General features: G+C 69.4%; 13 protein-coding genes. 11 read left to right on the top strand and 2 right to left on the bottom strand.

Translation table 11 applies throughout. The annotated features are described in order from the left end of the window. Positions 1–59 precede the first annotated feature (59 nt). The 10 genes from PYS65_RS12625 (at position 60) to PYS65_RS12580 (ending at position 11,697) form a co-directional block, all read left to right on the top strand. Complete coding sequence (locus PYS65_RS12625) at positions 60–1,676, top strand: peptide ABC transporter substrate-binding protein (RefSeq protein WP_279334050.1); 1,617 nt, start codon at positions 60–62, stop codon at positions 1,674–1,676. A 131-nt stretch (positions 1,677–1,807) separates the two neighbouring features. Then, positions 1,808–2,737 (top strand): ABC transporter permease, encoded by a 930-nt coding sequence (locus PYS65_RS12620; protein WP_279334049.1) that lies wholly within the window; start codon positions 1,808–1,810, stop codon positions 2,735–2,737. Beyond that, on the top strand, positions 2,730–3,695 hold the full coding sequence (locus PYS65_RS12615) for an ABC transporter permease (RefSeq protein ID WP_279334048.1): 966 nt from the start codon (positions 2,730–2,732) through the stop codon (positions 3,693–3,695). Before PYS65_RS12620 ends, PYS65_RS12615 begins: the two co-directional genes overlap by 8 nt. An 11-nt stretch (positions 3,696–3,706) precedes the next feature. Next, on the top strand, positions 3,707–4,762 hold the full coding sequence (locus PYS65_RS12610) for an ABC transporter ATP-binding protein (protein ID WP_279334047.1): 1,056 nt from the start codon (positions 3,707–3,709) through the stop codon (positions 4,760–4,762). Continuing rightward, positions 4,755–5,903, top strand: coding sequence for an ABC transporter ATP-binding protein (locus PYS65_RS12605; RefSeq protein WP_279334046.1), 1,149 nt, complete (start codon positions 4,755–4,757; stop codon positions 5,901–5,903). Before PYS65_RS12610 ends, PYS65_RS12605 begins: the two co-directional genes overlap by 8 nt. A 239-nt stretch (positions 5,904–6,142) precedes the next feature. Beyond that, on the top strand, positions 6,143–7,774 hold the full coding sequence (locus tag PYS65_RS12600; protein WP_279334045.1) for a peptide ABC transporter substrate-binding protein: 1,632 nt from the start codon (positions 6,143–6,145) through the stop codon (positions 7,772–7,774). A 6-nt stretch (positions 7,775–7,780) separates the two neighbouring features. Then, on the top strand, positions 7,781–8,704 hold the full coding sequence (locus PYS65_RS12595; protein ID WP_279334044.1) for an ABC transporter permease: 924 nt from the start codon (positions 7,781–7,783) through the stop codon (positions 8,702–8,704). Further along, complete coding sequence (locus PYS65_RS12590; RefSeq protein ID WP_279334043.1) at positions 8,697–9,677, top strand: ABC transporter permease; 981 nt, start codon at positions 8,697–8,699, stop codon at positions 9,675–9,677. Before PYS65_RS12595 ends, PYS65_RS12590 begins: the two co-directional genes overlap by 8 nt. 9 nt (positions 9,678–9,686) lie before the next feature. Then, on the top strand, positions 9,687–10,661 hold the full coding sequence (locus PYS65_RS12585; RefSeq protein WP_279334042.1) for an ABC transporter ATP-binding protein: 975 nt from the start codon (positions 9,687–9,689) through the stop codon (positions 10,659–10,661). Further along, positions 10,654–11,697 carry an ABC transporter ATP-binding protein gene (locus PYS65_RS12580; RefSeq protein ID WP_279334041.1) on the top strand — a complete coding sequence of 348 codons (1,044 nt, stop codon included), beginning with the start codon at positions 10,654–10,656 and terminating at the stop codon, positions 11,695–11,697. The genes PYS65_RS12585 and PYS65_RS12580 overlap by 8 nt, the downstream gene beginning before the upstream one ends. A 55-nt stretch (positions 11,698–11,752) precedes the next feature. Here the strand turns inward: PYS65_RS12580 and PYS65_RS12575 are convergent, their stop codons facing one another. Continuing rightward, entirely contained in the window at positions 11,753–12,970 is a 1,218-nt protein-coding gene (locus PYS65_RS12575) for a hypothetical protein (RefSeq protein ID WP_279334040.1), read from the bottom strand. Positions 12,971–13,263: 293 nt separating this feature from the next. On the opposite strand from PYS65_RS12575, the gene PYS65_RS12570 reads away from it, so the two are divergent. Then, the gene (locus tag PYS65_RS12570) at positions 13,264–13,914 is read left to right on the top strand and encodes a DUF6518 family protein (RefSeq protein ID WP_279334039.1); all 651 of its coding nucleotides are present in this window, start codon (positions 13,264–13,266) and stop codon (positions 13,912–13,914) included. Positions 13,915–13,947: 33 nt separating this feature from the next. On the opposite strand, the gene PYS65_RS12565 is transcribed toward PYS65_RS12570, so the two are convergent. Beyond that, entirely contained in the window at positions 13,948–16,068 is a 2,121-nt protein-coding gene (locus PYS65_RS12565) for a S9 family peptidase (RefSeq protein ID WP_279334038.1), read from the bottom strand. Positions 16,069–16,111: the final 43 nt, after the last annotated feature.

The raw sequence follows: 16,111 nt of genomic DNA, 5'->3' as shown, positions 1-16,111 counted from the left end.
CGGTGATATGTCGTGTGCTCCTCTTTGCGGTGAACCAATGGACTCATGAGGAGGAACCCATGCGCGGTGCCAAGAGCGCCAAGTGGGTCGCGGGTGCGATAGTCGTGGCGCTGGCTGCCACTGCTTGTGGCGGCGGCGACGGCGGTGACAAGGAGAAGGCGAAGGGCTCCGCCCCCGCCGGTTACGTCTCGATCGACGTCGGTGAGCCGCAGAAGCCGCTGATGCCGGCCGACACCAACGAGTCCAACGGCGCCTACGTGATCCGGTCGCTGTTCACCCAGCTGCTCGACTTCGACGCCAAGGGTGAGCTGGTCTACACCAACGCCGAGTCCGTCGAGACCGAGGACTCGAAGAGCTGGACGGTCAAGCTCAAGAAGGGCTGGAAGTTCCACAACGGCGAGGAAGTCACGGCGAAGTCGTACGTCGACGCCTGGAACTGGTACGCCAACATCAAGAACAACCAGCAGAACTCCTTCTGGTTCTCGGACATCAAGGGCTACGCCGACGTCCACCCGGAGAAGGGTGAGCCGAAGGCCGACGCGATGTCCGGTCTGAAGGTCGTGGACGACCACACCTTCACGATCGAGCTGAACGAGCGCGTCCCGTACTTCAACTACAAGCTGGGGTACACCACCTGGGCGCCGATGCCCAAGGTCTTCTTCGACGACCCGAAGGCCTTCGGCCAGAAGCCGGTCGGCAACGGTCCCTACGAGTTCGAGAAGTGGGACCACAAGAAGCTCATCCAGGTCAAGGCGTACGCGGACTACCAGGGTCCGAACAAGGCCCAGAACAAGGGTCTGCAGTTCAAGAACTACTCGACCGTCGAGGCGGCCTACCGGGACGTCGTCTCCGGCAACCTGGACATCATCCGCCAGGTCGGTCCGACGGACCTGCCGAAGTACAAGTCGGACCTCGGTGCCGGCGCCATCGAGCAGCCGTACGCGGCCATCCAGACACTGGTGCCGGCGTTCTACACCAAGACGTTCAAGGACATCGACCCCAAGGTGCTCCAGGGTCTGTCCATGGCGATCGACCGTGACACGATCACCAAGACCGTCCTGAACAACACCCGTACGCCGGCGACGAGCTTCACCCCGCCGGAGGTCAAGGGCAACCAGGACCTGGACACCGAGGTGTTCACGTACAACCCGGAGAAGGCCAAGAAGCTCATCAAGGACGGCGGCGGCGTCCCGGGCAACAAGTTCTCCATCCAGTACAACAGTGACGGCGGCCACAAGGAGTGGGTGACCGCGGTCTGCGAGTCCATCCGCAAGGCCACCGGGATCGACTGCGTCGGCGACGCGAAGCCGGACTTCCCCACGGACCTCGAGGCCCGTGACAACAACCAGGTCAAGGGCATGTACCGTGGCGGCTGGGTGGCCGACTACCCGGTCAACGTGAACTTCATCAAGGAGCTCTACCACTCCAAGGCCGAGTCCAACAACGGTCGTTTCTCCGACAAGGAGATCGACGGTCTGATGGCCGAGGGTGACAAGGCGGAGTCCCTGGAGGAGGCCGTGGCGGCCTACCAGAACGTCGAGAAGAAGCTCCTCGAGAAGATGCCGGCCATCCCGCTCTGGTACTACCGCATCAACGGCGGCCACGGTGAGGCGGTCGACAACGTCAGCGTCGACTACCACGGTGACATCACGCTCACCGAGGTCACCGTCAAGTAAGGAGGCCACGGGCCTCAACACTCTCGGCCGTTGTCCGTCACCGCCGGTTCCCGGCGGTGACGGGGGCCGACCGGGGCCGTCCCCTCATGGACGGCCCCTTCGGCCGTAGCACACCCCTCACGGAGGCACGCATGGGGCGTTATGTCGTACGACGACTGCTCCAGATGATCCCGGTATTCATCGGGTCAACCTTGTTGATCTTCCTCATGATGTACGTCCTGCCCGGCGATCCCGTCAGGGCCCTCATGGGAGATCAGGCGTTCGATCCCGCGGTCGTCGCCAACAAGAGAAAGGAGCTCGGGCTGGACCTGCCCCTCTGGCAGCAGTACGCCAACTATCTGGGCGGTCTGGTCCAGGGCGACTTCGGTACGGAGATCGTCAGTGAACGTCCCGTCGCCGACATCATCGCCGACGCGTTCCCGGTCACCATCCGGCTCACGCTGTTCGCGTTCGCCTTCATCGTGCTCGTCGGTATCGGTCTCGGCGTCGTCGCCGGTCTGCGCCCGAACACGCTGCAGGACCGCGGACTGCTGGCGCTGACCCTGGTCCTCATCTCGATGCCGTCCTTCGTGCTGGGCTTCCTGATGCAGTACCTGTTCGCCTTCCAGTGGCAGATCACCCAGCCCAACGTGCGCGACTCCGAGAACTTCGGCGAACTCCTGCTGCCCGCCATCGTGCTGGCCTCCCTCTCGCTCGCCTACGTCGCGCGTCTGACGCGCACGTCGATGGCGGAGAACCTGCGTGCCGACTACATGCGCACGGCGGTCGCCAAGGGCCTGCCGAAGCGCCGTGTCGTCGGCGTCCACCTGATGCGCAACTCGCTCATCCCCGTGGTCACCTTCCTCGGTACCGACATCGGCAACCTGATGACGGGTGCCATCGTCACCGAGGGCATCTTCAACGTGAAGGGCGTCGGCAACGCCGTCTTCGAGGCGCTCATCCGCCGCGAGGGCGCGACCGTCGTCGGCATCGCCTCGCTGATCGTTCTGGTGTACCTCGCCACCAGCCTGCTCGTCGACCTGCTGTACGCGGTCCTGGACCCGAGGATCCGGTATGCCTGAGAAGACCGCCGAACCCGAGAAGACCCTCGCCGACAAGACGACCGCCGCGGGCCCCGCACCGGCCGCCGCCGTCGAAGCCGGCCCCGCGCCCGACAAGGCGCGCAGCCTGTGGAGCGACGCCTGGTACGACCTGCGGCGTCAGCCCATGTTCCTGATCTCCTCCGCGCTCATCCTGCTGCTTCTGGTCATGTCGTTCGCGCCGGGCCTGTTCACCAGCGCCTCACCGCGCGACGCGGACCTGGCCACGCACTACCTGCAGCCGCCGAACTGGAGCCACTTCTTCGCCGAGGACTGGCTCGGCTACGACGGCCAGGGCCGCTCGATCTACGCGCGCATCATCTACGGTGCCCGCGCCTCGATCGTGGTCGGTGTCGGCGTCACCGTCCTGGTGACCGTGTTCGGCACGCTCATGGGCATGATCGCCGGTTACTTCGGCGGCTGGATCGACAGCCTGCTGTCCCGTGTCACCGACGTCTTCTTCGGCATCCCCTTCCTGCTGGGTGCCCTGGTGATCCTGACGACGTTCGAGAACCGCACCATCTGGGTCGTGATCCTGGCCCTGGCCTTCCTCGGCTGGACCTCCATCGCCCGTGTCGCCCGCGGCTCGGTGATCACCGTCAAGCAGGCCGACTACGTCATGGCCGCCAAGGCGCTGGGCGCGTCCACCAGCCGCATCATGTTCCGGCACATCCTGCCGAACGCCCTCGCGCCCATCATCGTCGTCGCGACCATCGCCCTGGGCGGCTACATCGCGGCCGAGGCCACGCTGTCCTTCCTCGGTGTCGGTCTCGCCGAACCCACCGTGTCGTGGGGCGTGGACGTGGCCACCGGCCGCCAGCAGCTGCGCAACGCGCCGTTCACGCTCATCATCCCCTCGGTGATGGTGTCGATCACGGTGCTCTCGTTCCTCATGTTCGGCGATGCGGTACGCAACGCCCTCGACCCCAAGCTGCGCTGAGGGAGGCGTACATGAGCATCATCGACAAGAAGGACGTCGTCCTCGAGCCCAGTGCCGAGGGCTTCGACGGCCCCCTGCTGGACGTCCGTGACCTGCACGTGGAGTTCCACACGCGGGACGGCGTCGCCAAGGCCGTCAACGGGGTCAACTACTCCGTGAACGCCGGCGAGACCCTCGCCGTGCTCGGCGAGTCCGGCTCGGGCAAGTCCGTGACCGCGCAGGCGGTCATGGGCATCCTCGACATGCCGCCCGGGCGCATCCCGCAGGGCGAGATCATGTTCCGCGGCCAGGACATGCTGAAGATGTCCGAGGAGGAGCGGCGCAGGATCCGCGGCCGGAAGATCGCCATGATCTTCCAGGACGCGCTCTCCTCGCTCAACCCCGTGCTCTCGGTGGGCTACCAGCTCGGCGAGATGTACCGGGTGCACCAGGGCCTGTCCAAGAAGGAGGCCAAGGCCCGGGCCGTCGAGATGATGGACCGGGTGAAGATCCCGGCCGCCGCGGCGCGGGTGAACGACTACCCGCACCAGTTCTCCGGCGGCATGCGCCAGCGCATCATGATCGCCATGGCGCTGGCCCTGGAGCCCGACCTGATCATCGCCGACGAGCCCACCACCGCCCTGGACGTGACCGTCCAGGCCCAGGTGATGGACCTGCTGGCGGAGCTGCAGCGCGAGTACCACATGGGGCTCATCCTGATCACCCACGACCTCGGTGTGGTCGCCGACGTCGCGGACAAGATCGCGGTGATGTACGCGGGCCGCATCGTGGAGCAGGCCCCGGTGCACGAGCTCTACAAGAAGCCGGCGCACCCCTACACCAGGGGCCTGCTGGACTCGATCCCGCGCCTGGACCAGAAGGGCCAGGAGCTGTACGCGATCAAGGGTCTGCCGCCGAACCTGACGCGCATCCCGAGCGGCTGCGCGTTCAACCCGCGCTGCCCCAGGGCCGAGGACGTCTGCCGTACGGACGTCCCGCCGCTGCACCCGGTCACCGGGCCGGACGGAACCGAGCTGGTCGGCCGTGGCTCGGCGTGCCACTTCTGGAAGGAGACGCTCCATGGCTGAGCTCAGCAAGAACGACGCGCCGGTCGACGCCACGCCGAACGTCTCCGAGGTGGAGGTCGTCGAGGCCCGGACCGAGGCGGAGGAGGTCGCCGCGCTCGAGGTGCCGGTGGAGCGCGGTGAGCCGATCCTCCAGGTGCGCAACCTGGTGAAGCACTTCCCGCTCACCCAGGGCATCCTGTTCAAGAAGCAGGTCGGCGCGGTGAAGGCCGTCGACGGCATCTCCTTCGACCTGTACCAGGGCGAGACCCTGGGCATCGTGGGCGAGTCGGGCTGCGGCAAGTCCACGGTGGCCAAGCTCCTGATGAACCTGGAGCGGGCCACCGCCGGCGAGGTCTTCTACAAGGGCCAGGACATCACCAAGCTGTCCGGGCGCGCGCTGAAGGCGGTCCGCCGGAACATCCAGATGGTGTTCCAGGACCCGTACACCTCCCTCAACCCCCGGATGACGGTGGGCGACATCATCGGGGAGACCTTCGACATCCACCCCGAGGTCGCCCCCAAGGGCGAGCGGCGCAAGAAGGTCCAGGACCTCCTCGACGTCGTCGGCCTCAACCCGGAGTACATCAACCGGTACCCGCACCAGTTCTCCGGCGGTCAGCGCCAGCGCATCGGCATCGCCCGCGGCCTGGCCCTGAACCCCGAGATCATCATCTGCGACGAGCCGGTCTCCGCGCTGGACGTCTCGGTCCAGGCCCAGGTCATCAACCTGATGGAGGGGCTGCAGGACGAGTTCAACCTGTCGTACCTCTTCATCGCGCACGACCTGTCGATCGTCCGGCACATCTCCGACCGGGTCGGCGTGATGTACCTCGGCAAGATGGCCGAGATCGGCACCGACACCCAGATCTACGACCACCCGACGCACCCCTACACCCAGGCGCTGCTGTCGGCGGTCCCGGTGCCGGACCCGGCGGCCCGCGAGGGCCGGGAGCGGATCATCCTCACCGGTGACGTGCCCTCGCCGGCCAACCCGCCGTCGGGCTGCCGCTTCCGCACCCGCTGCTGGAAGGCGCAGGACAAGTGCGCCGAGGAGATCCCGCTGCTGGCGGTCCCCGAGCGCTTCAAGGGATCGGACACCCCGGCGGCCCACGAGTCGGCCTGCCACTTCGCCGAGGAGAAGGACGTCGTCCACGCGGGCTGACGTCCTCGCCCGACCGCCTGCCCGGAACCCGGCACCCCCGCACGGGGGTGCCGGGTTCCGGCGTTCCCGGACCCGCCCCCTCCTCCGTACAGACATCCGCCCGTACGGAGAACCGCTCATACGTACATACGGCTGGAGTTCCGTCCGCGCAGGTGTCACACGTCCACGCGATGCTCCTTTTGCGTTGATATGGGTGCGACGGATCGGTGCACCACCGCGTACGTACGAGGAGGCACTCCATGCGCGGAGCCACGCACGCCAGATGGGCCGTGTGCGCGGTGGCGGCAGCCCTCGCGGCGACGGCCTGCGGAGGCGGCGGGGACGGCGGCGGCAGCGGTGACGCGGGCGCGGTGCTGAGCGCCTCCTGGGGCGACCCGCAGAACCCGCTGGAGCCGTCCAACACCAACGAGGTGCAGGGCGGCAAGGTCCTCGACATGATCTTCCGGGGGCTCAAGCGCTACGACCCCGAGACCGGCGAGGCCCAGGACATGCTCGCCGAGAAGATCGAGACCTCGGACTCGCAGAACTTCACCATCACCGTCAAGGACGGCTGGACCTTCAGCAACGGCGAGAAGATCACCGCGAAGTCCTTCGTCGACGCCTGGAACTACGGCGCCGGCCTGAGGAACAACCAGCGCAACGCCTACTTCTTCGGCTACATCGAGGGCTACGACAAGGTCCACCCCGAGGAGGGCGAGCAGAGCGCCGACACCCTCTCCGGCCTGAAGGTCGTCGACGGCCGCACCTTCACCGTCAAGCTCACCCAGAAGTTCTCCACCTTCCCCGACACCCTCGGCTACGCCGCCTTCGCCCCGCTGCCCCGGGCCTTCTTCGAGGACCACGCCGCCTGGGTCGCCAAGCCGGTCGGCAACGGCCCGTACCTGGTCGACTCGTACGCCAAGGGCTCGCAGATGTCCCTGCGCCGGTGGGACGACTACCCCGGCGACGACAAGGCGCAGAACGGCGGCGTCGACCTCAGGGTCTACACCGACAACAACACCGCCTACACCGACCTCATCGCCGGCAACCTCGACCTGGTCGACGACGTCCCCGCCGCCCAGCTGAAGAACGTCAGGAACGACCTCGGCGACCGCTACCTCAACACCCCCGCCGGCATCATCCAGACCCTCGCCTTCCCGTTCTACGACGAGGCCTGGAACACCTCAGGCTCGGAGAAGGTCCGCAAGGGCCTGTCCATGGCGATCGACCGGGACCAGATCACCAAGACCATCTTCGCCAGGACCCGCACCCCCGCCACCGACTGGACCTCCCCGGTCCTCGGCAAGGACGGCGGCCACCAGGCCGGCCTGTGCGGGGACGCCTGCGAGTACCACCCCGACGAGGCCAAGAAGCTCATCCAGGAGGGCGGCGGCCTGCCCGGCGGCCGCTTCACCCTCACGTACAACGCGGACACCGGCTCCCACAAGGACTGGATCGACGCCGTCTGCAACTCCATCAACAACGCACTGGACGACGAACGCGCCTGCACCGGCAACCCGGTCGGCACCTTCGCCGACTTCCGCAACCAGATCACCCAGCAGAAGATGAGCGGCCCGTTCCGGGCCGGCTGGCAGATGGACTACCCGCTCATCCAGAACTTCCTCCAGCCGCTCTACTACACCGACGCCTCCTCCAACGACGGCAAGTGGTCCGACAAGCAGTTCGACGACCTCGTCGACCGGGCCAACCGCGAGACCGACAACGCGAAGGCCGTCGGCCTGTTCCAGCAGGCCGAGGGGGTCGTCCGCGACAACATGGCCGCCATCCCGCTCTGGTACCAGAACGGCAGCGCGGGCTGGTCGGACCGGCTGTCCGACGTGAAGCTCAACCCCTTCAGCGTCCCCGTGTACGACCAGATCAAGGTGAGCTGACCCGCCGTGGGACGCTACGTCGTCCGGCGTCTGCTCCAGATGATCCCGGTGTTCGTCGGGGCCACGCTGCTGATCTTCCTCATGGTGAACGTGATGGGCGACCCCATCGCCGGACTCTGCGGCGAACGGCGCTGCGACCCGGCGACGGCCGCCCAGCTGAAGAAGGAGTTCGGCCTCGACAAGCCCGTCTGGCAGCAGTACCTGACCTATATGGGGAACGTCTTCACCGGCGACTTCGGTACGGCGTTCAACGGCCAGGAGGTCACCGAGCTGATGGCGACCGCGTTCCCCGTCACCATCCGCCTCACGGTCGTCGCGATCCTCTTCGAGATCGTCATCGGCATCGCCCTCGGCGTGGTCACCGGGCTGCGCCGGGGGCGCCCCGTCGACACCGGCGTCCTGCTGCTCACCCTCGTCGTCATCTCCGTCCCCACCTTCGTCACCGGTCTGCTGCTCCAGCTGCTGCTGGGGGTGAAGTGGGGCTGGATCAGGCCGTCGGTCTCCTCCGCGGCGCCCCTCGACGAACTGATCCTGCCCGGACTGGTGCTGGCCTCCGTCTCCCTCGCCTACGTCACCCGGCTGACCCGCACCTCCATCGCCGAGAACCGGCGCTCCGACTACGTCCGCACCGCCGTCGCCAAGGGCCTGCCCCGGCACCGGGTGATCACCCGGCACCTGCTGCGCAACTCCCTCATCCCCGTGGTCACCTTCATCGGGGCGGACATCGGCTTCCTCATGGGCGGCGCGATCGTCACCGAGCGGATCTTCAACATCCACGGCGTCGGCTACCAGATCTACCAGGGCATCCTGCGGCAGAACACCCAGACCGTCGTCGGCTTCGTGACCGTGCTCGTGCTGGTGTTCCTGGTCGCCAACCTCGTCGTCGACCTCCTCTACGCCGTGCTCGACCCGAGGATCCGCTATGCCTGAGCAGCACTACGACCCCGACCGCGCCGTCGCGGGGACCGGCATGGGCGGCGGCATGGACCTGGGCGTCGACGAGGCCGAGACCCTCGCGCGCACCCCGGACGGCCCGCAGGGAACGGGCCCGCAGGGCAAGCCGCGGTCCCTCTGGTCCGACGCCTGGCGCGACCTGCGCCGCAACCCCGTCTTCGTCGTCTCGGCCCTGATCATCCTCTTCCTGGTCCTCATCTCCCTGTGGCCCTCGCTGATCGCCCCCGGCAGCCCCCTCACCTGCGACCTCGCCAAGGCCCAGGAGGGCTCGCAGCCCGGCCACCCCTTCGGCTTCGACGGCCAGGGCTGCGACGTCTACACCCGCACCGTCTACGGCGCCCGCACGTCCGTCGCGGTCGGCGTCCTCGCCACGCTCGGCGTCGCGGTGCTGGGCAGCGTCCTCGGCGCGCTGGCCGGGTTCTTCGGCGGGGCGTGGGACTCGGTCCTGTCCCGCGTCACGGACGTCTTCTTCGCCATCCCCGTCGTCCTCGGCGGTCTGGTGCTGCTGTCCGTCACCACCAGCAACACCGTCTGGCCGGTCATCGGCTTCATCGTGCTGCTCGGCTGGCCGCAGCTGTCCCGGATCGCCCGCGGCTCGGTCATCACCGCCCAGCAGAACGACTACGTCCAGGCCGCGCGGGCGCTCGGCGCCTCCAACTCCCGCCTGGTGCTGCGGCACATCGCGCCCAACGCGATCGCCCCGGTCATCGTCGTGGCGACCATCGCGCTCGGCACGTACATCTCGCTGGAGGCGACCCTGTCCTACCTCGGCGTCGGCCTGAAGCCGCCCAGCGTCTCCTGGGGCATCGACATCTCCGCCGCCTCCCCCTACGTCCGCAACGCCCCGCACGCGCTGCTGTGGCCCTCCGGCGCCCTCGCGATCACCGTCCTGGCGTTCATCATGCTCGGCGACGCGGTGCGCGACGCCCTCGACCCGAAGCTGAGGTGAGCCGCCGTCATGCTGCTCGAAGTGCGCGACCTGCACGTGGAGTTCCACACCAGGGACGGGGTCGCCAGGGCCGTCAACGGCGTCGGCTACGGCGTCGACGCGGGCGAGACGCTCGCCGTGCTCGGCGAGTCCGGCTCCGGCAAGTCGGTGACCGCGCAGGCCGTCATGGGCATCCTCGACACGCCGCCCGGCAGGATCACCGGCGGCGAGGTCGTCTTCCGGGGCCGCGACCTGCTGGAGCTGAAGGAGAACGAGCGCCGCAGGGTCCGGGGCGCCGAGATGGCGATGATCTTCCAGGACGCGCTGTCCTCCCTCAACCCCGTGCTCTCCGTCGGCGACCAGCTCGGCGAGATGTTCGTCGTGCACCGGGGGATGTCGAAGAAGGCGGCGCGGGCCCGGGCCGTCGAGCTGATGGACCGGGTGCGCATCCCGGCCGCCCGGGAGCGGGTCGGGCAGTACCCGCACCAGTTCTCCGGAGGCATGCGCCAGCGCATCATGATCGCCATGGCGCTGGCCCTGGAACCGGCCCTGATCATCGCCGACGAACCGACCACCGCCCTCGACGTCACCGTCCAGGCCCAGGTCATGGAACTCCTCGCGGAGCTGCAGCGCGAGTACCGCATGGGGCTCGTCCTCATCACCCACGACCTCGGTGTGGTCGCCGACGTCGCCGACCGGATCGTCGTCATGTACGCGGGCCGGATCGTCGAGTCGGCCCCCGTGCACGACATCTACAAGTCCCCCGCCCACCCGTACACCCGGGGCCTGCTGGACTCCATCCCCCGCCTCGACCAGAAGGGCCGGCAGCTCTACGCCATCAAGGGCCTGCCGCCCAACCTCATGAACATCCCGCCGGGTTGCGCCTTCCACCCCCGCTGCCCGATGGCCCGCGACGTCTGCCGGACCGACGAGCCCCCGCTGTACGAGGTCTCGCAGGCACGGGGGAGCGCCTGCCACTTCTGGCGGGAGTGCCTGGATGACTGAGCCGCTCCTGGAGGTGTCCGGCCTGGTCAAGCACTACCCGCTGACCCGGGGCATCGTGTTCCGCAAGCAGGTCGGCGCCGTGAAGGCCGTCGACGGCGTCGACTTCGCCCTCGGCCGGGGCGAGACCCTGGGCATCGTCGGCGAGTCCGGCTGCGGCAAGTCCACCGTCGCGAAGATGCTGGTCCACCTGGAGCGCCCGACGGCCGGCGCGATCCGCTACAAGGGCGAGGACGTCACCCGGCTGTCCGGGAAGGCCCTCAAGGCCGTCCGCCGCAACATCCAGATGGTGTTCCAGGACCCCTACACCTCCCTCAACCCCCGGATGACGGTGGGCGACATCATCGGGGAGCCGTACGAGATCCACCCCGAGATCGCCCCCAAGGGCGAGCGGCGCCGACGCGTCCAGGACCTCCTCGACGTGGTCGGCCTCAACCCGGAGTACATCAACCGCTATCCGCACCAGTTCTCCGGCGGCCAGCGCCAGCGCATCGGCATCGCCCGCGGGTTGGCGCTGCGCCCCGAGGTGATCGTCGCCGACGAACCGGTCTCCGCACTGGACGTCTCGGTCCAGGCCCAGGTCGTCAACCTGATGGACCGGCTCCAAAGCGAGTTCGACCTGGCGTTCGTCTTCATCGCGCACGACCTGTCGATCGTCCGGCACATCTCCGACCGGGTCGGCGTGATGTACCTCGGCCGGATCGTCGAGACCGGCACCGACACCCAGATCTACGACCATCCCACCCACCCCTACACCCAGGCCCTGCTCTCCGCCGTCCCCGTCCCCGACCCGGAGGCCCGCGCACACCGCGAACGGATCATCCTCACCGGAGACGTCCCGTCCCCCACGAACATCCCCTCCGGCTGCCGCTTCCGCACCCGCTGCTGGAAGGCCCGGGAACGTTGCGCGACGGAGGTCCCCCTGCTCGCGGTCCCCGAGGCCTTCCGCACCGCCGGCGGCCCGGCGGCCCACCCCTCGGCCTGCCACTTCGCCGAGGAGAAACAGGTGGTGCCACCGGAGACCGCTCCGGGCCCGTGAAGCGGCAGGATGCCCGGACCGGGTCGATCCCGGGACCGGCAGGGACCGCCATGCCCTACGGGCTCGCCGTACTGCCGTCGCGCGACGAGCCCTGGACGCCGGGGCTGTCCTGGTCGTCCCGGTCGGGGCGGAACGACGTGGCCGCAGACAGCGCACCGAGCACGTAGGGCATGTCGTCCCTGCCCGCGCCGATCAGCACGCGCGCCCCGGGCACCGGCCCGCCCAGGGCCTCGCACTCGGCGACGACCACGAACGACCCCTGAGCCGCCCCGTCCGACTGACGCCAGGAGTTGTTGAACCGCATGCGCAGCGGGTCGTCCCTGTGCGGTGTCCGCACCCGGACCAGCCGCAACGGCCCGGGGAACGGCTGGACTCCGAAGGTGCCGGTACCGATGGCCGGTCCGGGGGGCACAGCGGCGAGTCCCCGCGGGCCCGCCCGGAGCCACCCGATCGACAGCGCCTTCCACGGACCCGGTCCCCACACGACACCCGGGAAGCGGTGCTCGTCCACCGGCACAACCGGCTCCATCCGGTCCACCTCCGGCAAGCTGCGCCGCGTCCACCGGTAGGCCCAGCAGGCCATGCCCACCGCGCTCACCGCACCCACGGCACCCGCGGTCCACACCATCGTGCGGACCGAGTGCGAGTGCGTCGCGAACAGCGCGCCCAGGGCCCCGCCCAGCCCTGCCAGGACGAAGGTCACCCCCGGTGCCGTCGTCTGCCACGGCCAGCTCAGCCGGGACGCGCCCCCGCGCACGATCCGCCACAGCCCCGCCCACAGGGCCGCCACGCCCAGCCCGACGAGGACCGAGCCGAACGCGGCGGGCGGCGCGAACTCCCGACCCGGGTAGTGCGCTGCGCGGATCGTCCGCTCGTGACCGTCGGCCGACACCTTCAGCAGCCGCAACGAGTCACGCCACCAGTACAGGGTCGCCTTCCCACGCCCACCGGCGGCCTCGACGACGTCCCGGTCCTCGCTGTCGACGTCCAGCGACAGATCCAGCGTGCGCCCGTCGGACCGGCCGAACTCGAACCGGTAGCGGGCCGCCCCGGTCTTCTTGTTCAGCTTCAGCAGCACGTCGTCCACGGTGACGTGCTCCGCCCGCAGGCAGAAGGGCTCCTGGTACCGGTCCCCGCACACCTTCAGACCGCCCGTGTCCCCCCCTTCGGCATCGTGTATCTCCAGGTGTCGGAAGGCGAGGTCGGCTGCGCCTGCGCGCTCCGAGATCCGTGCCATCTGCCAGGCCGAACCGAGCAGCACGACGGCCACCACGACTCGAACCGTCCCCCACACCAGGTCATGCACCCGCCCGTGCACAAGCCACACCCCCTCGCCCCCTGACGCCCCTCGCGCCAGTGCGGCAGATCGAAAGTCTGCCACCGGGGCGAGCGCCGGGAGGGAGGGGGTGACGCACCGGCCGCCCCCGTGGTGCTGCGGCCACCAGATGTTCCTCGGAGTCCTGAAACCGTGCTGCCGGTGTCTTCCGGCGGCGGCCGTCCGTAGGCTCCGGGCGGGCAGGGGCTCCACACGCCTGCCCCGGTCAGTGAAAGGACCCTCCGGACACCGTGTCGGCTTTACTCACAGGCTCCCGCCTCCGTTCCCGCACCCTGGTCTTCTCGGTCGCGTTGACCGTCGGTGTGGTGGTCGGGGTGCTCGGGCCCCTTCTGATCGACGTCACCCATCCGGTCGGCCACGCCGTCCATCTGGTCCTGTCCGCCGGATGGTCCTGGGCCGCGCTGGCGTTCTGCGTCGGCCTCGCCCGGAAGTCCAGGGGTGAGGCGGTCCTCCTGGCCACCGCGTCCCTGGTCACCGCGGTGATCGCGTACTACCTGACGAAGCTGGGCCAAGGAACGTACCTGACAGTGGACTTGGACGACCCCACCGGGGCGGCGCCCTACGTCCTCTGGAGCGCGTTCGCCTCGAAGACGCTGCTCTGGTGCGGGGTCGCCTGTGTCACGGGGCCCGTTCTGGGGCTGGCCGGGAACCTGGCACGGAATCCCGGACCGCGCGGCCTGCCCTTCCGGATGCTGGTTCCCCTGCTGGCCGTCGTCGAGATGTCGGAGCGACTCGGCGTCGAAGCGCCGCTGCAGGACCCCGTGGTCGGTGCGACATGGACCGTCGTACGGCTGGCAGCGATCACCGCCCTGGTGGCCCTGGCGGGGCGCGCGGTGATGACGTGGCGGCTTCGGCCCGTCGCCGGGCAGGCGGACAAGTGAGGTGCGCCCGCCCGGCGCAGGCCCCTTCGGGGATCAGCCCGTGAGGCCCAGTGAGCGTTTGAGGAAGTCCACCTGGAGCAGAAGCAGGTTCTCCGCGACCTGTTCCTGGGGGGTGATGTGGGTGACGCCCGAGAGGGGGAGGACCTCGTGGGGGCGGCCGGTGGCGAGGAGGGCGGAGGACAGGCGCAGGGAGTGGGCGGCGACCACGTTGTCGTCGGCCAGACCGTGCACGATCATCAGCGGGCGGTGCCGGTCGGCGGGGGAGGAGAGGCCCTCGGCGGTGACCAGCGAGCTCTTCGTGTACGTCTCCGGGTGCGCGGCCGGGTCGCCCAGGTACCGCTCCGTGTAGTGGGTGTCGTACAGCGTCCAGTCCGTCACCGGGGCGCCCGCGATGCCGGCGTGGAAGACGTCGGGGCGGCGGAGCACGGCCAGCGCCGCGAGGTAACCGCCGTAGGACCAGCCGCGGATCGCCACCCGGGAGAGGTCGAGGGGGTGGGAGGCGGCGAGGTCCTGGAGCGCCTCGATCTGGTCGTCCAGGGTGAGCGTGAAGTCGTGGTGGACCGCCTTCTCCCAGGCCGGGGAGCGGCCGGGGGTGCCGCGGCCGTCGGCGACGACCACTGCGAAGCCCTGGTCGGCGAACCACTGCGAGGTCAGATGGGGGTTGTGGGCGGCCAGCACCCGCTGGCCGTGCGGACCGCCGTAGGGGTCCATGAGGACGGGGAGCGGAGCGTCACCGGAGTAGTCCCGGGGCATAAGCACGGCGCACGGGATTTTGCGTGCGCCCCCCTGCGTGAGGGTCACCCGTGGGGACATACCGGGATCTTCGGCGTGCGAGGGGACAGTCGCCGTCGGTTTCCCGTCACGCAGCACCACCGCCCGGGAACCTGGCCGATCCGGTGTCGCGGAGACGAGCACGGTGACGCCCCCGGCGCGTACCGCGGAGTGCACGCCGGGCTCCTGCGAGACGCGCTCCACGCCGAGCTCGTTCACCCGGTAGACGTGCACCTCGCCGATCTCCGGCTCGGCCGCCTCCTCGCCCGCCGACGCCGAGACCAGCACCTCGTCGTCGGAGACGTCCAACACGGCCCGGATGTGCAACTGCCCTCCGGTGAGCGGTCGTTCACCCACGGCGAGTCGTCGTGCGCCCCCCTCGTCCGCGATCCGGACCAGCTGCCCGGAGGGGCTCCAGCAGGGCACCCCGGGGAAAAGTTCAAGCCAATCCGGATCTTCGTCGGCGTGCACCATCCGGGTCGCCCCGGAGTCCGGGTCCACCGCCAGGACCAACTGCCCGCGCTGGTCGCGCGCCTGTACGAGCAGCAGCGGCGCACCCGCCGCTGACCAGTGCACATGCGCCAGATAGGGATACCGTGCACGGTCCCAGGAGACCTCCGTGCGCGTCCCGTCCAGCCCGATCACGAACAGCCGTACGTCCGCGTTCGGGGTGCCCGCCGCCGGGTAGCGGACGGGGTGCGGCTCACGTCCCGGATGGGCGGGGTCGGAGATCCACCACCGCTGTACCGGCGTGTCGTCCACGTGCGCCACCAGCAGCCGGTCCGACTCCGGCGCCCACCAGAAGCCCCGCAGCCGGTGCATCTCCTCGGCCGCGATGAACTCCGCCAGACCGTAGGTGACATGGTCCGCCTCGGGCGTCGCCAGCGCCCGGTCGTCCTGCCCCTCCGCCCCGACGACCCGCAGCGCACCCTGCGCGACATAGGCGACGTGCCGCCCGTCGGGCGACGGACGGGGGTCGATCACCGGTCCCGGCGTGGGCAGTTCACGTGCCGTCCCGGCCTGCAGCTCGGCCGTGAAAAGCCGCCCTGACAAGGCGAAAGAGGCCAACTCCACGGCCGCGTCGGTGGCGTAGCCGACGATGCCGGCGCCCCCCTCGCGGCTGCGCTCGCGCCGGGCCCGCTCCTCGGCCGACAGGTGCTCCGAGGCGCCGCCCAGGAGGGCCCGCGGGTCGGCCGCCACGCGCTCCCCGCCGCCCTCCGGGTCGAGGACCCACAGCGAATTCGCCCGGTCCGTACCGGAACCCGAGAGCAGGAACACCACCCGGGAGCCGTCGGGTGCCACGGTGAACGCACGCGGCGCGCCGAGCGTGAAGCGTTGGGTGCGGGCGTGCCGTCGGGGGAAGGAGTCAGCATCGGTCGTCATGCCATGACCATATTGGCCATGCGCCCCCTTGTGCGGCCGTGCG

The organism is Streptomyces cathayae, assembly GCF_029760955.1.
Taxonomy (GTDB): Bacteria; Actinomycetota; Actinomycetes; order Streptomycetales; family Streptomycetaceae; genus Streptomyces; species Streptomyces cathayae.
This window is presented reverse-complemented; position numbering and strand designations above follow the sequence as displayed.